Consider the following 22,003-nt stretch of genomic DNA (forward strand, 5'->3'; position numbering starts at 1 on the left):
AGGGAAACAACCCAGATCGCTAGCTAAGGTCCCTAAGTTATAATTAAGTGGGAAACGAAGTGGGAAGGCATAAACAGCCAGGATGTTGGCTTAGAAGCAGCCATCATTTAAAGAAAGCGTAATAGCTCACTGGTCTAGTCGTCCTGCGCGGAAGATTTAACGGGGCTAAATTATACACCGAAGCTGCGACAATAAATAATTTTTTTATTGGGTAGGGGAGCGTTCTGTAAATTGTTGAAGATAAATTGTGAAGTTTGTTGGAAATATCAGAAGTGCGAATGCTGACATGAGTAACGATAAAATAGGTGAAAAACCTATTCGCCGAAAGACTAAGGGTTCCTATCCAACGGTAATCGGGGTAGGGTAAGTCGACACCTAAGATGAGGCTGAAAAGCGTAATCGATGGACAACAGGTTAATATTCCTGTACTCATTATTATCGCGAAGGGGGGACGAAGAAGGTTAAATTAGCCAGGTGATGGTAGTCTTGGTTTAAGCGTTTAGATGAATTATTTAGGAAAATCCGGATAATTATAACATTAAGGCGTTATGACGAAATACTTTATTGTATTTAAGTAATTAATACCATACTTACAAGAAAATCCTCTAAGCTCTAAATAATATTGAATCGTACTCTAAACCGACACAGGTGGTCAGGTAGAGAATACTAAGGCGCTTGAGAGAACTCAGGTGAAGGAACTAGGCAAAATAGTGCCGTAACTTCGGGAGAAGGCACGCTGATTGTAAGTGAAAAAATTTACTTTTGAAGCTGAAATCAGTCTAAGATAATAGCTGGCTGCAACTGTTTATTAAAAACACAGCACTGTGCAAACACGTAAGTGGACGTATACGGTGTGACGCCTGCCCGGTGCCGGAAGGTTAATTGATAGGGTTATTATTTTAATAAGAAGCTCTTGATCGAAGCCCCGGTAAACGGCGGCCGTAACTATAACGGTCCTAAGGTAGCGAAATTCCTTGTCGGGTAAGTTCCGACCTGCACGAATGGCGTAATGATGGCCAGACTGTCTCCACCTGAGACTCAGTGAAATTGAAATTGCTGTGAAGATGCAGTGTACCCGCGGCAAGACGGAAAGACCCCGTGAACCTTTACTATAGCTTGATATTGATTAGTAGATATTGATGTGTAGGATAGGTGGGAGGCAATGAAATATCAGCGCTAGTTGGTATGGAGCCACCCTTGAAATACCACCCTTTAATGTTTATTATTCTAACCTAAACCCGTTATCCGGGTTAGAGACAGTGTCTGGTAGGTAGTTTGACTGGGGCGGTCTCCTCCTAAAGAGTAACGGAGGAGTACTAAGGTCAGCTAATCACGGTCGGAAATCGTGAGGTTAGTACAAAGGCAAAAGCTGGCTTAACTGTAAGAATGACAATTCGAACAGATGCGAAAGCAGGTCTTAGTGATCCGGTGGTTCTGTATGATAAGGCCATCGCTCAACGGATAAAAGGTACTCCGGGGATAACAGGCTAATACCGCCCAAGAGTTCATATCGACGGCGGTGTTTGGCACCTCGATGTCGGCTCATCACATCCTGGGGCTGTAGTAGGTCCCAAGGGTATGGCTGTTCGCCATTTAAAGTGGTACGCGAGCTGGGTTTAGAACGTCGTGAGACAGTTCGGTCCCTATCTGCCGTGGGCGTTGGAAGATTGAAAGAATTTGCTCCTAGTACGAGAGGACCGGAGTGAACGTATCTCTGGTGTTCGGGTTGTTATGCCAATAGCATTGCCCGGTAGCTAAATACGGAAAAGATAAGCGCTGAAAGCATATAAGCGCGAAGCTTATCTTAAGATTAATCTTCCCTGAATTTTTGTTAATTATTTACAATAATTCCTTAAGGGACGTTAAAGACTATGACGTTGATAGGCTGGATGTGTAAGCATAGTAATATGTTAAGCTAACCAGTACTAATAAACACCCGTGAGTCTTAACCTTACAACACCAGAATCGTTTAGATTTAATTATTAATTAATTATTTTATAGTTTAATAAATTCCTGGTATAAATAACGCAATGGTACCACCTGAATCCATTCCGAACTCAGAAGTGAAACGTTGTTGTGCCGATGGTAGTATGAGGTTTACCTCATGTAAGAGTAGGTAAATACCAGGAATAATAATGTATATAATATGATGTATAAAAAAAAAACTTGTAAATATTCATTAAAAAAATTAAATACTTTTAATATAAATGTTAATGCTAGTAAAATTGTGCAAGTTAAAGAGTTAAAACAATTATGTTTATTATATAATAAATATAAAAAAAAAAATTTTCCTTGTATAATTTTAGGAGAAGGTAGTAATGTTTTATTTTTAAAAAATTTTTATGGTTTAGTTATTATTAATAGAATAAAAGGTATTTATATAAGTGAATCTAAAAAATATTGGAATTTGCATATAAATTCTGGGGAAAATTGGCATAAACTTGTAAAATTTACAATTAAAAATAAAATTTATGGTTTAGAAAATTTAGCATTAATTCCAGGACGTGTCGGTTCAGCTCCAGTTCAAAATATTGGTGCTTATGGTGCTAGCATACAAAATTTTTGTGAATATGTAGATATTATTAATCCTAGCAGTAAAAAAATTAAAAGAATTAATAAAAAAAAATGTAATTTTAAATATAGAGATAGTATTTTTAAATATAGTTATAAAAATTATATAATTATTGCTGTAGGTTTATCTTTATCTAAAAAATGGGTTCCTAATTTAAATTATAATGATTTAAAAAAATTAAAATATAGTAATATTACTCCTCAATTAATTTTTAATTATATTTGTAATCTTAGAAAAAAAAAAATTCCTAATCCAAAAATTTATGGAAATGCAGGAAGTTTTTTTAAAAATCCAGTTATATCTCATATATTAGGTTTTAAATTATTAAAAATATTTTCTGACATGCCTTTTACTTTAGAAAAAAATAATTTTAAGTTATCCGCAGGATGGTTAATTGATAAATGTAAATTTAAAGGATATATAAGAAAAGGAGTAATGGTATATCCAAGACAATCTTTAATTATTATAAATAAATTTAATAATTCATCAGGAATGGATATTCTTAAATTAGCTATAAAAATATATAATGCAGTTGGAAAAAAATTTGAAGTTTGGTTAGAACCAGAAATTAAAATTATAGGTAATTATGGGGAAATAAATCCTTATATTTTTTTTAAAAAAATAAGATAAAAAAATTATTTCCTAAAATTTATTTTGATAATAATAATCTTTTAAAAATTATTTTTAAAGCTAAAACATAACCATATGTACCTAATCCTAAAATAACTCCATTTGAAATATCTGAAAAAAATGATTTTTTTCTAAAAATTTCTCTTTTATATATATTTGTAATATGTAATTCTATAAAAGGAATATTTATTGCTAATAAAGTATCTCGTAAAGCAATACTAGTATGAGTAAAAGCAGCAGGATTAAAAATAATATAATTAAAATTATTTTTATACTTAATTAAATAATTAATTAATTTATATTCCGCATTAGATTGAAAATGACTTAATTTACAATGTTTTTTTTGAGCTTTTTTAGATAAAATATTAATAATATCTTTTAAAGATTGTTTTCCATATATTTTAGTCTCTCTGGTTCCTAAAAGATTTAAGTTAGGGCCATTTAAAACTAAAATATGATAATTTATATTATTCATTATTATTGTATATATATTTGATAGTTAAAATATTTTTATTTCATTATATATAGTATATATTTACTCTATAAAGTAAACTTCTTTTTTAAAAAAATTTATTTATTTATAAAATATAATTTATTTATTATAAATAAAATGATATTATCTATTAATAGATATAAAGAACTATATTTAACTAAAATAACTATAAAATATAAAATCAGGTTTTTTTATCATGTTTAAAAAATTTCGGGGAATGTTTTCTAATGATTTATCTATAGATTTAGGAACAGCAAATACTTTAATTTATGTTAAAGGAAAAGGAATTGTTTTAAATGAACCTTCTGTCGTAGCAATTAGACAAGATAAGACAGGTTTTCCTAAAAGTGTAGCTGCTGTTGGATATAATGCTAAACAAATGTTAGGAAGAACTCCAGGAAATATTTCTGCAATTAGACCAATGAAAGATGGGGTTATAGCAGATTTCTTTATTACTGAAAAAATGTTACAACATTTTATTAAACAAGTACATAGTAACAGTTTTATGAAACCTAGTCCAAGGGTGTTGGTATGTGTTCCTGTTGGTGCTACTCAAGTTGAAAGAAGAGCAATACGTGAATCAGCACAAGGAGCTGGAGCTAGAGAAGTTTTTTTAATAGAAGAACCTATGGCAGCAGCAATTGGTGCCGGGTTACCTGTTTCAGAGGCAACAGGTTCTATGGTTATAGATATAGGAGGGGGGACTACTGAAGTAGCTGTTATATCACTTAATGGAGTAGTATATTCTTCTTCTGTAAGAATAGGAGGAGATAGATTTGACGAAGCTATTATTAATCATGTAAGACGTAACTATGGTTCTTTAATTGGAGAAGCTACAGCAGAAAGAATTAAACATAGAATAGGTTCAGCTTATAATAATAATGAAGAATTATTAGAGATGGAAGTAAGAGGAAGAAATTTAGCAGAAGGAGTTCCAAGAGGTTTTACATTAAATTCAAATGAAATTTTAGAAGCTCTTCAAGAGCCTTTAACTGGGATAGTTAGTGCGGTAATGATTGCATTAGAACAATGTCCTCCTGAATTAGCTGCTGATATAGCAGAAAAAGGAATGGTATTAACTGGAGGTGGAGCACTATTAAAAAATTTTGATAAATTATTAATTGAAGAAACCGGTATACCAGTATCTATTGCTGAAGACCCATTAACTTGTGTAGCAAGAGGGGGAGGAAAAGCTCTAGATATGATTGATATACATGGAGGTGATTTATTTAGTGAAGAATAAAATTATTATAAATTAAGATGATATATTTATGAAATTAATTTTTAACAAACAACCTATTTTTAAATTAAGAATAATTATTACTATAATAATTTCTATTGTAATTGTAATTACAGATATATATTCTAATTATTTAATAGAATTAAGATATTCTATTAATAATAGAATTAGTCCGATTTATTTTTTTTTAAATAAACCATTTTATGTATATAAAAATACATTAAATTATTTTATAGAATATAATGTTTTAAAAAAAAAAAATAAATATTTAAATAATAAAATATTAAAACAAAATATTGAATTATATAGTTTACAAAAAATTAAACATGATAATATTAATTTAAGAAATATTTTACAATTATCTATTTTAAAAGAAAAAAAAAGTATTTTAGCTGAAATAATACCTATGTTTTTTCCTATTAATAGAGATATAATATTTATTAATAAAGGTTTAAAAGATAATATAGTACCAGGAACAATAGTTCTTAACGATAAGGGTATTGTAGGACAAGTAATAGTAAGTAATAATAAAAGTAGTCAAGTTTCATTAATTTGTAATAAAAAAATTTTTTTACCGGTACAAATAAAAAATAGTGATATTAAATTTATAATTAACGGTAGTGGATGTACAAAAAATTTACATTCTGAATATATATCTACAGATATTATTATTCATAAAGGAGATATATTAGTTACATCTGGATTAGATGAAAAATATCCTATAGGATACCCAGTAGGTATTATAACTAATATATTTTTTGATAAAAAAAAAAATTTTAATATAGTTTATGTAAAACCATTTTTACAAATAGAAAAAATAAAATATTTAATACTATTAATGAATTCAAAATAAAATATGAAAAATTATTTCTTAAGATTATTTATCTATACAACTTTTTTAATATCATTATTTTTACAAAATTTATTTACTAAAAATAGTAATATTATTTTACAAATACCTTGGTTAGTATTAATTTTAATTTATTGGATCTTAAAATATCCATACATAATTAATATTATGACAAGTTTTTTTATAGGATTATTAATTGATTTCTTTGCTAATTATATATTAGGAATACATAGTTTATTATTATGTATATTAACATATTTTTTATCATTTAATCATAAATTAATAATACATTTAAACATAGTTTATAAATTTTTATTAATTATATATATTTCTTTTATAATTAATACTATTGTTTATTATATAAATAATATAAATTTTAATTATCAAGAATTATTTTTACAAACTATTATAAATAGTTTTATATGGATTATTATTTATTATAGTATGGAAAAATTTTATTATAAATGTCAAAAATATTTTTTCTCATAAAACAAAACATTATCATTATAATGATAATGTTTTGTTTTAAATACTAATTTAATTTAAATTATTTTTATTTATAAACAGACATTATTTTTTGGTAATCCAGCAATTTTTAAAGCTTGTTTTAAAATCCCTTTAGGAAATAATTGAAAAAGTACAATACTATCCCAATAAATATCACCATGTTTTTTTTTTAAAATATTAATTAATATACGTAAATTTGGGTTTATTTTATATTTAAAATATAAAAACCTTAATGTATATATTACTTTCCAATGATTTATTGTTAATATAATTTTTTCTGAAGATGCAATTTTAATTGCTATTTTTTTATTCCATAAATTATTTTTTTTTTTATATGAATACATTTTTATACTTTATTTAAAATAAAATATATTTAAATAATTAAAATATTTTAGATAGGAGGAAGAGAGATTCGAACTCTCGAATAGTTTCCTATTTCCGGTTTTCAAGACCGGTGCCTTCAACCTCTCGGCCATTCCTCCAAAATAAATAACTATATATTATGTATATAATAATATATTTTATAAAACAATTAAAGTAAATATTTTAAATAATTAAATACTATAAAAAATGAAAAATAATAATTTTAAATTAGGTCATTTATATATTGTTGCTACACCAATAGGTAATTATAACGATATAAGTAAACGAGCTCTAATTATATTAAATAAGGTAGATTATATCTTAGCTGAAGATACAAGAAAAATAGGAATATTATTAAAAATTTTTAATATAAAAAAAAAATTATATTCATATTATGAATATAATGAAAAAAAAAAAATAAAATTATTTTTAGATAAAATTAAAAAAGGATATAATATTGCATTAGTTTCTGATGCTGGAACACCATTAATAAATGATCCAGGATATCGAATTGTTCAATTATGTCGTACGCAATATATTAATATAAAAATTATACCTATTCCAGGACCATGTGCTGCTATTTTAGCATTATCTGTATCAGGTTTACCAACAAATAGATTTTGTTATGAAGGTTTTCTATCTAATAAAAAAAATAAAAGAATTAAAAGATTAAATGAATTAAAATTAGAAAATAGAACATTAATTTTTTATGAATCAACACATAGAGTATTAGAATGTTTATATGATATAAAAAAAATTTTTGGAAAAGATAGATATATAGTTTTTATAAAAGAATTAACAAAAAAATGGGAAAATATATATGGAAATAGTATTTTAAATTTAATTAAATGGCTTAAATTAGATTTAAATAGATTAAAAGGAGAAATAGTATTAGTTATTAGTGGATATAAATATAAATCATCTAATGATAGTGATAAAATATCTTCTAAAATAATTAGAACATTTTTAGAATTAAAAAAAGAATTATCAACAAAAAAAGCAATAAAAATAACTTCTGATATTTTTTCTATTAAAAAAAATTTATTATATAAGTTTTATATAAAAAAAAATATTAATTATGATTCTAATCATGTAGAATAATTATTCTAAAGTTAATTAAAACAGTCGCTTTTATAAATTAATAAAAGAGGAAAGTCCGGACTCCATAGGGTATGGTGCCAGATAATTACTGGGAAGTTTAAACTTACGAATAGTGCAACAGAAAAAATACCGCCTTTTTAGAAAAAAAGGTAAGGGTGAAAAGGTATGGTAAAAGCATACCGGTATATTAGTAATAATATACGTCAATGTAAACTCCACCAGGAGCAAGGCTAAATAAGATTCGTATAACCCGTACTATGAATCTGGGTAAGCTGCTTGAAATAATAAGTGATTATTATTCTAGATAAATGACTGTTTTAGACAGAATCCGGCTTAAAAATTAACTTTATATAAGCATAATTTCTTTATTCTAAAAGAAATTATGCTTTCTCATATGCATATAAAATATTTTGCATTAAAATTGCTATTGTAATAGGACCTACTCCTCCAGGTACAGGAGTAATATAAGAAGCTCTTTTTTTAGCTAAATTAAAATCAATATCACCTACAATCTTATTATCATTAATTTTATTAATACCAACATCAATAACAATAGCACCTATTTTAATCCAATTTCCTGGTATAAAATTAGGTTTTCCAATAGCTACTATTAATAAATCTGCATATTTTATATAATGATATAAATTTTTTGTAAAACGATGTGTAATAGTAATAGTACATCCATTTAATAATAATTCCATAGCCATTGGACGTCCAACTATATTGGAAGCTCCTACAATTACCGCATTAAGACCACATATATTAATATTATAATACTTTAATATTTTTAATATTCCTAAAGAAGTACAAGGACGTAATAAAGGTACTCTTTGACATAAGCGTCCAACATTATAAGGATGAAAACCATCTACATCTTTTGATGGATGTATTGTCTCTAAAATTTTAATTATATTTATATTTTTAGGTAATGGTAACTGAACTAAAATACCATCAATATATTTATTTTTATTTAAAAAATTAATAATTTCAATTATTTTATTTTCATTAATATTTTTAGATAAATTATATTTAGTATAAAAAATACCTAATTTTTCACAAATTCTTAGTTTATTTTTAATATAAATTTTTGATGCAGGATTATTACCTATTAAAATTACTCCTAAACCAGGTTTTCTTTTTTTTTTAAAAGAAAGATTTTTTATTTTTTCACGAATTTTAATATATATTTTTTCTGCAATAATATTTCCATTAATAATTTTAGCATTCATTTTAAATTACTCATTTTTTAAATAAAATTATTAATTAAAATTAATTTAATTAATTTGAATATATATTATAATAATGATATTATTAATCAAAATAATTATTTTGCGCTCTTAGCTCAGTAGGATAGAGCAATAGCCTTCTAAGCTATTTGTCACAGGTTCGAATCCTGTAGAGCGCAAATAAGTATATTAAATAAAAATAATAACTTTATTATTAAATTTATTCAAAAATTTTATAAATAGTTAAAATATTTTATTAAATTTTAAGATATTTTTTTATTATTTATTTATATAGAATATCTCTTCTAAATAATAATAATACTATTAATATTTAAGATAATTTTATTTAAAAAATAATATATAAATAAAAAATTTTATGTTTTTTATATTTTTTAATTAATTTTAGATTTATTAAAAATAAATTAATTTTTATTTAAAAATATTTTATTAGATAAAAATTAAAAATTTTATTAACTAAATATAGTTATAAATATAATTTTATAAAATTTTTTATTAAATAAAATATTTAAAAAAATTATTTTAATATATAAAAAATAATTAAATTACTAAATAATAATAAAATAATTTTTTTATATATAAAATTAATTTTATTGTAATAATTATTATTAACATAATATTAAAATTTTTTAGAAAATGTATATATTTTAAATATAAAAATTAATATGTTTATTATTTTATTTATTAAAATAATTTTTTTTATAAAATTTTATTATTTATAATAAAGAAAATACTATTTGGGTCGTGCAGGATTTGAACCTGCGACCAATTGATTAAAAGTCAACTGCTCTACCAACTGAGCTAACGACCCAATTTATAAATTTAATGGGTGATGACGGACTTGAACCGGCGACCCCCTCCTTGTAAGGGAGGTACTCTACCAACTGAGCTAATCACCCCAAAATATATAATTCTTATATGCTATATTTTTTAATACTCAAATGTCAATATTTTTATCAAAAATATTTAAAATAAAAATAAAATAATTTAAAATTATATACTAATATAATAGTATTAATCTAAATAAAAAATTATATATTATGAAAATAATAACTAGATTTGCACCAAGCCCAACTGGTTACCTACATATAGGTAATATACGTACCGCTTTATATTCATGGTTATTTGCTAGAAAAAATAAAGGTAATTTTATATTAAGAATTGAAAATACTGATTTTAAAAGATCAAAAAAAATTTTTATTAAAAATATTATTGATACTTTAAAATGGTTAAATATTGATTGGGATAAAGGACCATACTTACAAAGTAAAAGAATTAATAGATATAATAGTATTATAAATACTATGTTAAATGAAGGAAAAGCTTATAAATGTTATTGTTCTAAAAAAGAATTAGAAAAAAATAAACAAAAACAAATTCTCAATAAAGAAAAAATTAAATATAATGGAAAATGTTTTGATAATAAATCAAAAATTAATATACATTTACCTTATACAGTAAGACTACATATTCCTAAAAATAAATATATTACATTTACAGATACAATTAGAGGTAAAATAATAATTGATAATAATGAATTAGATGATTTTATAATTAAAAGAACAGATGGAATTCCTACTTATAATTTTTGTGTAGTTATAGATGATTGGGATATGAAAATAACTCATGTAATTAGAGGTGAAGAACATATTAATAATACACCTAAACAAATACATATTATTAATGCTATTGGGGCAAATATCCCTATATATACACATGTTTCTATAATTAAAGATAAATTAGGAAAAAAAATTTCTAAAAGAAATAGTAATTTAGATGTTTTAAAATATAAAGAAAAAGGTTATTTACCAATTGCTTTATTAAATTACATTTTACGTTTAGGTTGGTCTTATGGAAATAAAGAAATTTTTTCATTAGAAGAAATGAAAAAATTATTTAATTTAAAAAATTTAAATAAATCTTCTAGTATTTTTGATATAGACAAATTAAATTGGTTTAATAAATATTATTTAAGTAAATTATCAGAAAATGATATGCTTAATTATTTAAAAAATTTTTGTAATAAAAATAATATTAACATTAATAATGGTCCTAAATTAAAAAATTTATATAAAATATTTAATAAAAGATGTAATACATTAGAAGAAATAAATAATTTATGTTTTATTTTTTATAAAAATCCAAGTTATAAAAATAATTTATTAATTAAAAATTATTTAAATAAAAATACTCAAATAATTTTAGAAATATTTAAAAAAAAAATAACTAATATAGAAATATGGTCCATAGAATGTATTAATAATATATTTAAAATAATATTATTAAAATTAAATATTTCTTATAAAGAAATAGCTATGACTTTACGTTTAGCAATTACTGGGATAAAAAATACTCCTCCTATTAACAATATAATTTATTTAATGGGAAGAAAAAAAATTATTTATCATATTAGTAATGCAATAAATTTTATTAAACTTAATAATCTGTAATTATATTACAATATAATATATATAAAATAATAAGCGGACAAAATATATTATTTATATCCCCGCTTATATTAATTTCTTAATCTAGGTGTTATTAATTGTTTTTTTATTGCAACTGATAACTCATCTAAAGAAGAATTTTCTGGATGTTCATTCCCAAAAGGTTCTCCTGATAATTGAACTTCTGCTAAATAGGTATGTATTGGTTGCCCATTATCATCTTCCATAACTACATGATACCATGGTTTACTACGTAACGTTTTGCTTTCAGCAACTTCATTAATTTTGGGATCACGTAAAGAATATTCAGGATCAACATCAACTATAACTCCTAAAAAACCTAATAATTTATGTCTTACTTGTTGACCAATACAAAATTTACTGGTAATCATTATTAAGACCCTTTTCTAAGAAATATTACAGTTTTAATATTAATTATATAATAAACTTATTTAAAATTAAATATTTATTTAAATTAAAAAAATAAAATTAAATAAATTTTTATATATTAAAATATTTAATTTTATAAATAAAATATTTTTTTATTATAATGATATTTATATATTAAAATTTTATTTAAAAAAAAGAGAAAAAATATATGGTAAGACCAATCTGTGCTATTATTAATAGTAATGCATTAAAAAATAATTTAAAAATAATAAAAAATATTGCATATAAATCTAAAGTTTGGTCAGTATTAAAAGCAGATGCTTATGGTCATGGTATTAAAAATATTTATCCTATTATAAAAAATAATAGTGATGGTTTTGCTATTTTAACATTAGATGAAGCTATAATTTTAAGAAAAAATGGTTGTAATAAACCTATTCTATTATTAGAAGGTTTCTTTAATAAAGAAGAATTATATTTTATTTATAAATATTTTTTAACTATTACAATACATAATAAATGGCAACTTAATAGTTTAATTAAATATAAATCAAAATATCCTATTAATATATACATAAAAATTAATACTGGGATGAATAGATTAGGATTTCCCGTAAAAGATGTTATCCCAATAATAAATATTATTAAAAATAAAATTAATGTTTATAACATAACTCTAATGACTCATTTTGCTGATGCTTCTCAAAATTCTTATTTTGTAAAAAAACAAATAAATAATATTAAAAAAAATATTAATGTTTATCATAATTTTCCATGTTCATTCGCAAATTCTGCAGCAATATTATGGCATTCATATAGTTATTATGATTGGATAAGAACTGGAGTTATTTTATATGGAGCTTCACCAACAGGTGATTGGAAAGATATTTCTAAAAAAAAAATACAACCAGTAATGACATTAAAAAGTAAAATAATATCTATTCAAAAAATATATCCAGGAGATACAATAGGATATAATTGTAGATATTATACAAAAAAAAAACATAGAATAGGTATTGTTGCATGTGGTTACGCTGATGGTTATCCTCGAAACATTAATAATAAAACATATGTTTTAATTAAAGGTATTAAAACATTAATATTAGGTAATGTATCTATGGATATGATTGTAATAGATTTAACAAATATACCAACAGCTAAAATAGGTAGTTCAGTAGAATTATGGGGAGAAAATATTAAAATAGATGATATTGCTAAATCTTCCAATACTATTGGATATGAATTAATGTGTTCTGTATCTAAAAGAGTACCTAGAATTTTAAAATAATTTTTTAATATTTAAAGACTGAAAAATAAAAAAATAACAAATTTTATATTTACTTTTTTAGTATTTTTTTTAAATTATTTATATTTATTCTAAAAAATAATGGTTTAAATTTATTAATTTTTCTATTAATTAAAGGTAATTTAATTTCATTTAAACATAATTTTTTTTTTAAAAATAATTCTGTTTTTTTAGATAAAATAGGCATAATTGGTTTTATATATATCATTATTACACGAAACATATTAATACCTAAAGAACAAATACTATGAACTTTTTTTTTTTTTAAATTATCTTTAATTAATAACCATGGTTTATATTTATCAATATAATAATTAGCTTTATCTGATAAAATTATTATTTGTTTAATAACATGACTAAATTTACCTTGCATAAAATATTCATGAATAATTTCAGATTTTTTAACAAATTTTAAATATAAAGACATATTAATACTTTTAGATAAACTATCATTAAAATAATTGTTAATAAAATATGCATTTCTTGAAGCTAAATTAACAATTTTATTTACAATATCACTATTTATTTTAAACATAAAATCATAAAAATTAAAATTAATATCATTAATATCAGATGATAATTTAGAAGCATAATAGTAACGTAAACTATCAGAATCTACAAAATTTAACCATTGTTTTGCGGTAATAAAATTACCTTTAGATTTAGACATTTTAGATCCGTTTAATGTTACATGACCATGAACAAATAATTTAGTAGGTTTTCTAAAATTACTTCCTTCTAATATTGCAGGCCAAAATAAACTATGAAAATAAATAATATCTTTTCCAATAAAATGATATAATTCTGTATTTGAATCTCTTTTCCACCATTCATAAAAATTAATTTTTTTATTATCACATAAATTTTTAAAAGTACTCATGTAACCTATTGGAGCATCTAACCATACATAAAAATATTTGTTAATAGAATTAGGTATTTTAAAACCAAAATATGGACCATCTCTAGTTATATCCCATTTTTTTAAACCTAGAATGAACCATTCATATATCTTATTTTTTACTTTTTTATTTAAAACACTAGAATAAATCCAATTTTTTAAAAAATTATTAAATTGAGGTAAATCAAAAAAAAAATGTTCAGAATTACATAATATAGGAGTTGTATTAGATAAAATAGAAATTGGAGTAATTAAATCTATAGATGAATAAGTTGCTCCACAATTTTCACAATTATCACCATATTGATCTATAGATTTACAATTAGGACATAATCCTTTTACAAATCTATCAGGTAAAAAAATATTATGAACAAAATCGTATAATTGTTTAATAATTTTTTTCTTAATAAAATTTCGTTTTTTTAAACGATTAAAAATTAATTTAGAAAAAAAAAAGTTTTCATTACTATGTGTAGTATAATAGTTATCATAACTAATATTAAATTTTTTTAAATCTGTAATATGTTCATAATATATTTTATTAATTAAATCTTCAGGACTTATATTTAAGTCTCGAGCTTTTAACATAACAGGAGTACCATGTGCATCATCAGCACAAATAAAAAATATTTTATTCCCACACATACGATGATATCTAACCCAAATATCTGCTTGTATATGTTCTAACATATGACCTAAATGAATACTACCATTAGAATAAGGTAAAGCACATGTAACTAGTATTTTTTTTTTTAATAACATATTATCTTACTTATTATATTTTTATCTAAATAATAAAACTTATTTAATTTTTTAAAAATATTTTAATAAAAGAGTTTTATTATAATATTATTACAAATAGGATACAATAAATATAAAGAAAATATTAAATATAAATAACAAAAAACATCTTCATTAAGTAATTTTTTTGTAATAAGGGGTAATCTAAATTTTTTTTTATACGGCCATAATAATGGCACCCCAGATGGAGTTAATATATCTGCAATAATATGACTACAATAACCTATAATTAAACCTAATCTAACATCAAAAATATGATTTAATTTTAAATTAATAGAAAAAATAATAAATCCAAAACTTAAAATAGATAACAAACTATGTGTAAATCCTCTATGTCCAAATATTTTATTAATTAAATATGATAACATTTTAATTTGACGTCCTAAAATAGATTTAGGATTATCAATATCTGGTAATAAACATGTAATTATTGAAACAGGGATAATACGCCACCAATCATCATGATACATAATTTTAGAAAAAATAAAATGTTGTATTAAAATACTACTAGTTATTGTAAATATTATATGTCCTTTAACTGTCATATAAACTTACCTAATATAAATTACTGAATTAATTTAGCAATAATACCATTAATATTTATTTTTTTTATAATAACTTTTATTTTATCAGTAACTTTAAAAAATAATTTATTTTTATTTAAAATAATTCCTTTTTCCTGATTAAGAATAAAATTATTATTTAAAAATTTTTTAGGAATAAAAGCATAAGCACCATTTTCAATAAATCTTACTTTAATACCAGAATATAATATATCAATAATTTCAGATAAAAAAATTTTATTACGAATAGAAATATTTCTAAAATATTCTAAATATAAAAAATTATATAAATCTTTTTGTACTTGTTTATGTAAATAACGTTTTTGATTCATATTAATATATATATTATCTAAAGGTTTTTCTATATTATCTTTTTTATTTATAATTGATTTTATTAATCTATGATTAATCATATCTCCAAATTTACGAATAGGCGATGTCCAAGTAGCATATCTTTTTAAACCTAAAGAAAAATGAGGACCTGGTTTTATATTAAATAATGTAATTAATTGATATTTTTTTATTCTATTTAAAACGAATGATAATTTTAAATCTTGTAATTTATTATATATAGTTTTATATCCTTTTAAAGTCATTAAAAATGATTTATTATATTTAATATTAAATTCGTTCAATAATTCTATTATTTTATCAATTTTATTGATATTAAAACCATAATATATATTATATATACCAAAACCTAAATTTTTATATAATATTTCAGATGCACATATATTAGCTGTTATCATTGCAGTTTCAATTATTTTATGTGCTATTCTTTTTTTTTCTATTATTATATTTAACAAATTACCCTTATTATCAATAATAAATTTATAATCTGTATTATTAAAATTTACAATATTTTTATAATTCCATTTTTTACGATATAAATAAAATTTATATAATAAAAAAATTTGTTGTTTAATTTTATTATTATTAGGTTTCCAAGTTCCTTTTTTTTCTAATAAATCTGAAACATCATTATAATTTAATTTTGCTCTTGATTTTATCCAACCGGTAAAAAAAATTATTTTTTTATTTAAAAAACCATTTTTATTAATTATTACTTTACAAATTAAAACTGGTCTTTTCTTATTAGGATGTAAAGAACAAAAATTTTCTGATAAAATTTTTGGCAATAAAGAAATTGTTAAACCCGGTAAATAATTTGTAAACATTCTTTCTGATGCTATTTGATCTATTTTACTATCTTTTTTAATATAAGAAGTAGGATCTGAAATAGCAATATAAATTAATAATTCCTCTTTAGATATTTTTTCTATATATAATGCATCATCTATATCTTTAGTATCTTTATTATCTATTGTAATAAAACATAATTTTGTTAAATCTTTTCTATGTATATTTTCATCTAAAAATTCTATTTTTTTACATAGATCATTACTAGGAGAATTAATTGAAAGATTATATTTTGATAAAATTTTCCACCATGAGGTTAAATGTTTATTATTTGTAGTTATAATTTCTGTTATTTCTGCTATAAATAAATCATTATTTTTTTTTAATAAAGGATGTTGAATAATTTTTGCAATTACTTGATCACCATTTTTAAAATCATTTTTAATATCTCTTCCTATAACACATTTTATTATATTATTATATAAAATTTTTTTTTTAGGAATAATATAAATAGTATCCATTTTTTTTTTTATTATTCCTTCGAAGATATTAATATTAGATTTTAATAATTTAATTGGTATAACTTGTAATTTATTATTAATATTTTGTATATTAGCTAATATATAATCTCCTTCCATAATATATTTTAAATAAATATAAGAAATATGATATATATCATTTTTGTCTGTTTCTAAAATTACTGTATTTTTATTTAAAAATTTTACAGAACCTTTAATAGAAGGTAAATTTTTTGAAAAATTTTTTTTTAGTTTAAAAAGTAAAATATTATTATAAAGCATAATATTAATTATAAATTTTCTGAAATTTTTTAATAATTAAAATGGAATATCGTCTTCAAAATCAAGAAGATTTTCATTTTTACTTATAGATAATTTATTATTATCATTTTTTTCTATCATATCATTAGATGTATTTGTTTTTTTATTCCAATCATTTTGAATTTCTTTTAAATTTTTATCTTTATTTAATAAATTATTATTATCATTTTGTCGTAAACTATTTAATATTTGCATTGTCCCTCCTATACTTACAATTATTTCAGTTATATAATTATCTTGCCCATTTTGGTTTTGCCATTTTCTAGTTTGTAAATAACCTTCAATATAAACTTGAGAACCTTTTTTTAAATATTCATTAGAAATTTCTGCTAATTTTCCAAATATTACAATTCTATGCCATTCAGTTTTTTCTTTATTTTCTCCAGTATTCTTGTCCTTCCAATGACTTGAAGTTGCAACTATAATATTTACAACAGGATTACCGTTAGGCATATAGCGTATTTCAGGATTTTTTCCTAAAAAACCAATTATAATTACTTTATTAACCCCTCTCTTACTAGCCATTTTTAATCCTTTTAATTAAAAATTAATATTTTTAAATTATTAACAATATTATTACATAAAAAATATAAATTATATAGAAAATAAATTTCCAATAAGAAAACGTAATTTTTTCATTGCATTTTTTTCTAATTGTCGTATACGTTCTGCAGATATACCATAATAATTTGCTAATTCTTGTAATGTAGTTTTTTTTTTATTTTTATTCAACCATCTTAAATTAATAATATTACGGCTACGATAATCTAATTTTAATATAGCTTTATATAATTTTTCTGAAATAAATTTACTCCAATTATCTTTTTCAATTATATTAGCAAAATTAGAATTATGATCTTTAAGAAAAATATTAGAATTAATTTTTTTATTTTTAAAATTATCTTTTGTATTATCATTCATATCTTGTGCTGACATACGTGATTCCATTTCACAAACATCTTTAATAGATACTCCTAATTCATTAGCTACCATTTTAATTTCATCTTGATTAAACCAACCTAATCTTTGTTTAGCTTTTCGTAAATTAAAAAATAGTTTTCTTTGTGCTTTTGTAGTAGCAACTTTAACAATTCTCCAATTACGTAAAACATATTCATGTATTTCGGCTTTAATCCAATGAATAGCAAAAGATACTAATCTAACTCCAATTTCTGGATTAAATCTACGTACAGCTTTCATTAAACCTATATTACCTTCTTGAATAAGATCTGCCTGTTGTAATCCATATCCTGAATAATATTTAGCTACATGTATAACAAATCTTAAGTGTGATAAAATTAATTTTTTTGCAGCTTCTAAATCTCCTTTATAATATAATTTTTTTGATAATTCTTGTTCTTCCCTAGAAGTTAACATTGGATAATTATTTGTTACATTTATATATGAATCTAATGTACCTATAGGTAGAATAGAAGATCTTAAATTAGAGGTAAATATATTTTTATACATTAATTCCTCCAAAAATAAAAAAATATTAATAATTAATTTTAAATTAATTAATAATAATTATTAATCTGTAAAAATTGCATTTATGAAATCTTTTGCATTAAATAAATATAAATCTGTAATCTTTTCTCCACAACAAAGATATCTTATTGGGATATTAAATTCATTTGCTAAGGAAAAAATAATACCACCTTTTGCTGTCCCATCTATTTTAGTTATTGTAATACCTGTTATTCCTATATTATCATGAAATGTTTTAAGTTGATTAATAGAATTTTGTCCAATATTTGAATCTATAATTAGCATTATTTCATTAATAATCATATTATTATTTTTTTTTATTACACGTGTAATTTTTTTTAACTCTTCCATAAGTAAAAAATTATTATGTAATCTTCCTGATGTATCCGCAATTAAAATATCTATTTTTTCTTTTTTAGCTTTAGAAATTGCATCAAAAATAATTGCTGAGCTATCTTTTTTTTTAGAATTATACATAAAAAAACTATTACTTTTTTTACTCCAGGAAAATAATTGTTCATGTGCACCAGCTCTAAAAGTATCACCAGAAGCTAAAAGTACAGATTTTTGTTTTTTATAAAAATAATATGCTAATTTCCCTATTGTAGTTGTTTTACCAACTCCATTAACACCTATTATTAATATTATAAATGGTTTTTTATTATTATTAATATTTAATGGGATTTCTACTGGAAGTAAAATTTTTAGCATTTCTGCCTTTATATATTTATATAATTGAGAAGAATTTTCTAAATTATTTAATTTTACATATTTTTTTGTTAAATTAATAATTTTTTTTGTAGTATGTATCCCTACATCAGAAATAATTAATTTTTCTTGTAATTTATTAAATAATTTTTCATTAATATTGTTTTTTTTTTTAAAAAGATTAAAAATTTCTTTACTAATATTTTTACTTGTTTTAATTAATTTTTTTTTTAAATAATTAAAAAAACCTATTTTTTTTTTATTTTTTTCATTTATCATTTTTTTATAAAAATCTTTAAATTATCTAGTAATAAAATACTTGATTTAATTAAAATAAATTATTATTTAAATAATATAACAAAAATAATTTTAAAGTAATTATTCTTAATAAGAATATTGTATAAATTATGAAAAAAAAAAAATATAATAATATTAATATTATATCTGGAAAATTTAAAGGTAAAAAAATAAAAGTTATAAATAGTGAAATTTTAAAACCTACAATGTGTTTTATTCGGGAAAATTTATTTAATTGGCTTATGAAAAATAATTTATATAAGTTGAAATGTTTAGATTGTTATGCTGGTACTGGAATTTTAAGTTTCGAAGCTCTTTCTAGGAATGCTTTATTAGCTACATTAATAGAAAATAATAAAAAAATATTTCAACAATTAAAAAAAAATATTTTTTTATTAAAAATAAAAAATATTTTTTTGATTTATAATGATACTATTAATTTTTTATCAAAAAAATCAAATATTCAATATGATCTTATTTTCATAGATCCACCATTTTGTGAAAAAAATATTTTATTACAAAAAACTTGTATTTTGTTAGAAAAAAATAACTGGTTAACAAATAATGCAAGAATTTTCATTGAATATAAAAAAAAAAGTAATAATTTTTTGTTACCTAACAATTGGATAAAATATAGACAAAAAACATTTGGGATGGTTACATATCTTTTATATCAAAAATTTATATAAATAAAAAATTATAATTTTTTTATTAAAAAAAAATATGGAGTATCACATATTTTTTTACTAATGATATTGTAATTCATAAAATGACAAAAATATTTTATATCTGTATTAACTAATAAATCATTTGTAATAATTAATAAAGTTTCATTTTTTTTTATCTGAAGTGTTTTTTTTCTAATCATCATTATAGTATTTGGACATTGTAGTCCTTGTATATCTAAAATATGATTTGCATTTTTATAAAAATTATTTTTTTTAAACATTTTAATATATTATTAATATATAAATTTATATGAATAATTTTATTATAATAAAAAAAATTTTTTTTTTTATAAAAATTTTATAAATAAATTTATATTTTAAATATATAAGGTAATAATATGAATTTAGAAAAAAAAAAAAAGATAGCTCTTGAAGATGCTATTCTACAAATAGAAAATCAATTTGGTAAAGGTTCTATTATGAGATTAGGTGATAATAGAACTATGGATATAGAAGCAATATCAACAGGATCTATATCTTTAGATATAGCTTTAGGTATTGGGGGATTACCAATTGGTAGAATAGTAGAAATATATGGTCCAGAATCTTCTGGTAAAACTACTTTAACATTACAAATTATTGCTGAAGCTCAAAAAGCAGAAAAAATTTGTGCTTTTATTGATGCTGAACATGCACTAGATCCTATATATGCTCAAAAATTAAATGTTGATATTAATAAATTATTATGTTCACAACCTGATACTGGAGAACAAGCTTTAGAATTATGTGATTCATTAGCTAAATCAGGTGTAGTCGATGTTATTATAGTTGACTCAGTTGCAGCTTTAACACCAAAAGCTGAAATAGAAGGAGAAATAGGAGATTCACATATAGGATTAGCAGCAAGAATGATGAGTCAAGCTATGCGTAAACTAGCAAGTAATTTAAAACAATCAAATACACTTCTAATTTTTATTAATCAAATTCGTATGAAAATTGGAATTTTATTTGGTAATCCAGAAGTAACAACTGGAGGTAACGCTTTAAAATTCTATGCTTCGATAAGATTAGATATTAGAAAGATTGGTAATGTAAAAAATGGAGATGAAATAATAGGTAATGAAACTAGAGTTAAAGTTGTAAAAAATAAAGTTGCAGTACCTTTTAAAAAGGCTGAATTTCAAATTATTTATGGACAAGGTATTAATATTTATGGAGAATTATTAGATTTAGGAGTTAAAGAAAAGATAATTGAAAAATGTGGATCATGGTATAGTTATAATAACGAAAAAATTGGACAAGGAAAAATGAATGCTATAAATTTTTTAAAAAAAAACAAAAATCAATCTCTGGAAATAGAAAAAAAAATACGAGAAATTTTTTTTAAAAAAAAATAATATAAATAAACATTTTATTTTTATAAAAAATATATATATTTTTTAAAAAGTAATTAAGGAA

20 protein-coding genes, 4 tRNA genes, 1 rRNA gene, 1 other RNA gene and 3 other annotated features are annotated in these 22,003 nt (G+C 21.7%); of the genes, 12 read left to right on the forward strand and 14 right to left on the reverse strand.

Annotation, left to right across the window (positions count from 1 at the left end; all coding sequences use genetic code 11):
• Positions 1-13 precede the first annotated feature (13 nt).
• Positions 14-210, forward strand: a sequence feature (23S ribosomal RNA rRNA prediction is too short).
• Between the two features lie 76 nt (positions 211-286).
• Positions 287-1,049, forward strand: a sequence feature (23S ribosomal RNA rRNA prediction is too short).
• A 1-nt stretch (position 1,050) separates the two neighbouring features.
• Positions 1,051-1,940: a sequence feature (23S ribosomal RNA rRNA prediction is too short), on the forward strand.
• 72 nt (positions 1,941-2,012) lie between these two features.
• Positions 2,013-2,129: ribosomal RNA gene (rrf, locus tag GJU05_RS00015) — 5S ribosomal RNA — on the forward strand.
• Positions 2,130-2,149: 20 nt separating this feature from the next.
• Complete coding sequence (gene murB, locus GJU05_RS00020; RefSeq protein ID WP_208753522.1) at positions 2,150-3,202, forward strand: UDP-N-acetylmuramate dehydrogenase; 1,053 nt, start codon at positions 2,150-2,152, stop codon at positions 3,200-3,202.
• Between the two features lie 19 nt (positions 3,203-3,221).
• Here murB and aroQ read toward each other — a convergent pair whose 3' ends face one another.
• The gene (gene aroQ / locus GJU05_RS00025; protein WP_211080472.1) at positions 3,222-3,680 is read right to left on the reverse strand and encodes a type II 3-dehydroquinate dehydratase; all 459 of its coding nucleotides are present in this window, start codon (positions 3,678-3,680) and stop codon (positions 3,222-3,224) included.
• Positions 3,681-3,891: 211 nt separating this feature from the next.
• On the opposite strand from aroQ, the gene GJU05_RS00030 reads away from it, so the two are divergent.
• From GJU05_RS00030 to mreD, 3 genes are read left to right on the forward strand one after another with little or no spacing between them, the layout of a single operon-like run.
• Positions 3,892-4,938 carry a rod shape-determining protein gene (locus GJU05_RS00030; RefSeq protein WP_208753524.1) on the forward strand — a complete coding sequence of 349 codons (1,047 nt, stop codon included), beginning with the start codon at positions 3,892-3,894 and terminating at the stop codon, positions 4,936-4,938.
• Positions 4,939-4,966: 28 nt separating this feature from the next.
• Positions 4,967-5,788, forward strand: coding sequence for a rod shape-determining protein MreC (gene mreC / locus GJU05_RS00035; RefSeq protein ID WP_208753525.1), 822 nt, complete (start codon positions 4,967-4,969; stop codon positions 5,786-5,788).
• 3 nt (positions 5,789-5,791) lie between these two features.
• Entirely contained in the window at positions 5,792-6,274 is a 483-nt protein-coding gene (gene mreD / locus GJU05_RS00040; protein ID WP_208753526.1) for a rod shape-determining protein MreD, read from the forward strand.
• Positions 6,275-6,342: 68 nt separating this feature from the next.
• On the opposite strand, the gene GJU05_RS00045 is transcribed toward mreD, so the two are convergent.
• The gene (locus tag GJU05_RS00045) at positions 6,343-6,636 is read right to left on the reverse strand and encodes a TusE/DsrC/DsvC family sulfur relay protein (protein WP_208753527.1); all 294 of its coding nucleotides are present in this window, start codon (positions 6,634-6,636) and stop codon (positions 6,343-6,345) included.
• Between the two features lie 53 nt (positions 6,637-6,689).
• A tRNA-Ser gene (locus tag GJU05_RS00050) sits at positions 6,690-6,774 on the reverse strand.
• An 88-nt stretch (positions 6,775-6,862) separates the two neighbouring features.
• Here GJU05_RS00050 and rsmI point away from each other — a divergent pair.
• Positions 6,863-7,756: a 16S rRNA (cytidine(1402)-2'-O)-methyltransferase gene (rsmI, locus tag GJU05_RS00055; RefSeq protein WP_208753528.1), complete on the forward strand. Its 894-nt coding sequence runs from the start codon at positions 6,863-6,865 to the stop codon at positions 7,754-7,756.
• A gap of 7 nt (positions 7,757-7,763) precedes the next feature.
• Positions 7,764-8,108: RNase P RNA component class A (gene rnpB / locus GJU05_RS00060), an RNA gene on the forward strand.
• A 28-nt stretch (positions 8,109-8,136) separates the two neighbouring features.
• Here rnpB and folD read toward each other — a convergent pair.
• Positions 8,137-8,985 (reverse strand): bifunctional methylenetetrahydrofolate dehydrogenase/methenyltetrahydrofolate cyclohydrolase FolD, encoded by an 849-nt coding sequence (gene folD / locus GJU05_RS00065; RefSeq protein ID WP_208753529.1) that lies wholly within the window; start codon positions 8,983-8,985, stop codon positions 8,137-8,139.
• 102 nt (positions 8,986-9,087) lie between these two features.
• Between folD and GJU05_RS00070 the strand changes: the two genes are divergently transcribed.
• Positions 9,088-9,161 (forward strand) — tRNA-Arg (locus GJU05_RS00070).
• Between the two features lie 577 nt (positions 9,162-9,738).
• On the opposite strand, the gene GJU05_RS00075 is transcribed toward GJU05_RS00070, so the two are convergent.
• Together GJU05_RS00075 and GJU05_RS00080 are read right to left on the reverse strand one after the other, a co-directional pair.
• Positions 9,739-9,811, reverse strand: a tRNA-Lys gene (locus tag GJU05_RS00075).
• 15 nt (positions 9,812-9,826) lie between these two features.
• Positions 9,827-9,899 (reverse strand) — tRNA-Val (locus GJU05_RS00080).
• 141 nt (positions 9,900-10,040) lie between these two features.
• Between GJU05_RS00080 and gltX the strand changes: the two genes are divergently transcribed.
• Positions 10,041-11,450, forward strand: a complete 1,410-nt coding sequence (gltX, locus tag GJU05_RS00085) for a glutamate--tRNA ligase (RefSeq protein WP_208753530.1) — start codon at positions 10,041-10,043, stop codon at positions 11,448-11,450.
• 68 nt (positions 11,451-11,518) lie between these two features.
• On the opposite strand, the gene hspQ is transcribed toward gltX, so the two are convergent.
• Positions 11,519-11,839 (reverse strand): heat shock protein HspQ, encoded by a 321-nt coding sequence (gene hspQ, locus GJU05_RS00090; RefSeq protein ID WP_208753531.1) that lies wholly within the window; start codon positions 11,837-11,839, stop codon positions 11,519-11,521.
• Positions 11,840-12,045: 206 nt separating this feature from the next.
• On the opposite strand from hspQ, the gene alr reads away from it, so the two are divergent.
• Complete coding sequence (gene alr, locus GJU05_RS00095) at positions 12,046-13,125, forward strand: alanine racemase (RefSeq protein WP_208753532.1); 1,080 nt, start codon at positions 12,046-12,048, stop codon at positions 13,123-13,125.
• Between the two features lie 49 nt (positions 13,126-13,174).
• Here the strand turns inward: alr and metG are convergent, their stop codons facing one another.
• The 6 genes from metG to ftsY form a co-directional block, all read right to left on the reverse strand.
• The gene (gene metG, locus GJU05_RS00100; RefSeq protein ID WP_208753533.1) at positions 13,175-14,803 is read right to left on the reverse strand and encodes a methionine--tRNA ligase; all 1,629 of its coding nucleotides are present in this window, start codon (positions 14,801-14,803) and stop codon (positions 13,175-13,177) included.
• 62 nt (positions 14,804-14,865) lie between these two features.
• Complete coding sequence (locus tag GJU05_RS00105) at positions 14,866-15,387, reverse strand: metal-dependent hydrolase (protein ID WP_208753534.1); 522 nt, start codon at positions 15,385-15,387, stop codon at positions 14,866-14,868.
• Positions 15,388-15,407: 20 nt separating this feature from the next.
• Positions 15,408-17,345, reverse strand: a complete 1,938-nt coding sequence (locus tag GJU05_RS00110) for an exoribonuclease II (RefSeq protein WP_208753535.1) — start codon at positions 17,343-17,345, stop codon at positions 15,408-15,410.
• A 36-nt stretch (positions 17,346-17,381) separates the two neighbouring features.
• Entirely contained in the window at positions 17,382-17,909 is a 528-nt protein-coding gene (ssb, locus tag GJU05_RS00115; protein WP_208753536.1) for a single-stranded DNA-binding protein, read from the reverse strand.
• Between the two features lie 69 nt (positions 17,910-17,978).
• Entirely contained in the window at positions 17,979-18,854 is an 876-nt protein-coding gene (gene rpoH, locus GJU05_RS00120) for an RNA polymerase sigma factor RpoH (protein WP_208753537.1), read from the reverse strand.
• 60 nt (positions 18,855-18,914) lie between these two features.
• Complete coding sequence (gene ftsY, locus GJU05_RS00125) at positions 18,915-19,859, reverse strand: signal recognition particle-docking protein FtsY (protein WP_208753538.1); 945 nt, start codon at positions 19,857-19,859, stop codon at positions 18,915-18,917.
• A gap of 128 nt (positions 19,860-19,987) precedes the next feature.
• Between ftsY and rsmD the strand changes: the two genes are divergently transcribed.
• Positions 19,988-20,566, forward strand: a complete 579-nt coding sequence (gene rsmD / locus GJU05_RS00130) for a 16S rRNA (guanine(966)-N(2))-methyltransferase RsmD (RefSeq protein WP_208753539.1) — start codon at positions 19,988-19,990, stop codon at positions 20,564-20,566.
• Positions 20,567-20,574: 8 nt separating this feature from the next.
• On the opposite strand, the gene tusA is transcribed toward rsmD, so the two are convergent.
• Positions 20,575-20,826, reverse strand: a complete 252-nt coding sequence (gene tusA, locus GJU05_RS00135) for a sulfurtransferase TusA (protein WP_208753540.1) — start codon at positions 20,824-20,826, stop codon at positions 20,575-20,577.
• Between the two features lie 117 nt (positions 20,827-20,943).
• On the opposite strand from tusA, the gene recA reads away from it, so the two are divergent.
• The gene (gene recA, locus GJU05_RS00140) at positions 20,944-21,942 is read left to right on the forward strand and encodes a recombinase RecA (protein WP_208753541.1); all 999 of its coding nucleotides are present in this window, start codon (positions 20,944-20,946) and stop codon (positions 21,940-21,942) included.
• Positions 21,943-22,003 lie beyond the last annotated feature (61 nt).

It is taken from the genome of Enterobacteriaceae endosymbiont of Donacia fulgens, assembly GCF_012567545.1.
Classification (GTDB): Bacteria; Pseudomonadota; Gammaproteobacteria; order Enterobacterales; family Enterobacteriaceae.

What these genes read in the sequence shown, in the direction of transcription:
- murB (WP_208753522.1), top strand. Translation starts at nt 2,150, where the DNA reads ATGTATAAAAAAAAAACTTGTAAATATTCATTAAAAAAATTAAATACT.
- GJU05_RS00030 (WP_208753524.1), top strand. Translation starts at nt 3,892, where the DNA reads ATGTTTAAAAAATTTCGGGGAATGTTTTCTAATGATTTATCTATAGAT.
- mreC (WP_208753525.1), top strand. Translation starts at nt 4,967, where the DNA reads ATGAAATTAATTTTTAACAAACAACCTATTTTTAAATTAAGAATAATT.
- mreD (WP_208753526.1), top strand. Translation starts at nt 5,792, where the DNA reads ATGAAAAATTATTTCTTAAGATTATTTATCTATACAACTTTTTTAATA.
- GJU05_RS00045 (WP_208753527.1), bottom strand. Translation starts at nt 6,636, where the DNA reads ATGTATTCATATAAAAAAAAAAATAATTTATGGAATAAAAAAATAGCA.
- rsmI (WP_208753528.1), top strand. Translation starts at nt 6,863, where the DNA reads ATGAAAAATAATAATTTTAAATTAGGTCATTTATATATTGTTGCTACA.
- folD (WP_208753529.1), bottom strand. Translation starts at nt 8,985, where the DNA reads ATGAATGCTAAAATTATTAATGGAAATATTATTGCAGAAAAAATATAT.
- gltX (WP_208753530.1), top strand. Translation starts at nt 10,041, where the DNA reads ATGAAAATAATAACTAGATTTGCACCAAGCCCAACTGGTTACCTACAT.
- hspQ (WP_208753531.1), bottom strand. Translation starts at nt 11,839, where the DNA reads ATGATTACCAGTAAATTTTGTATTGGTCAACAAGTAAGACATAAATTA.
- alr (WP_208753532.1), top strand. Translation starts at nt 12,046, where the DNA reads ATGGTAAGACCAATCTGTGCTATTATTAATAGTAATGCATTAAAAAAT.
- metG (WP_208753533.1), bottom strand. Translation starts at nt 14,803, where the DNA reads ATGTTATTAAAAAAAAAAATACTAGTTACATGTGCTTTACCTTATTCT.
- GJU05_RS00105 (WP_208753534.1), bottom strand. Translation starts at nt 15,387, where the DNA reads ATGACAGTTAAAGGACATATAATATTTACAATAACTAGTAGTATTTTA.
- GJU05_RS00110 (WP_208753535.1), bottom strand. Translation starts at nt 17,345, where the DNA reads ATGCTTTATAATAATATTTTACTTTTTAAACTAAAAAAAAATTTTTCA.
- ssb (WP_208753536.1), bottom strand. Translation starts at nt 17,909, where the DNA reads ATGGCTAGTAAGAGAGGGGTTAATAAAGTAATTATAATTGGTTTTTTA.
- rpoH (WP_208753537.1), bottom strand. Translation starts at nt 18,854, where the DNA reads ATGTATAAAAATATATTTACCTCTAATTTAAGATCTTCTATTCTACCT.
- ftsY (WP_208753538.1), bottom strand. Translation starts at nt 19,859, where the DNA reads ATGATAAATGAAAAAAATAAAAAAAAAATAGGTTTTTTTAATTATTTA.
- rsmD (WP_208753539.1), top strand. Translation starts at nt 19,988, where the DNA reads ATGAAAAAAAAAAAATATAATAATATTAATATTATATCTGGAAAATTT.
- tusA (WP_208753540.1), bottom strand. Translation starts at nt 20,826, where the DNA reads ATGTTTAAAAAAAATAATTTTTATAAAAATGCAAATCATATTTTAGAT.
- recA (WP_208753541.1), top strand. Translation starts at nt 20,944, where the DNA reads ATGAATTTAGAAAAAAAAAAAAAGATAGCTCTTGAAGATGCTATTCTA.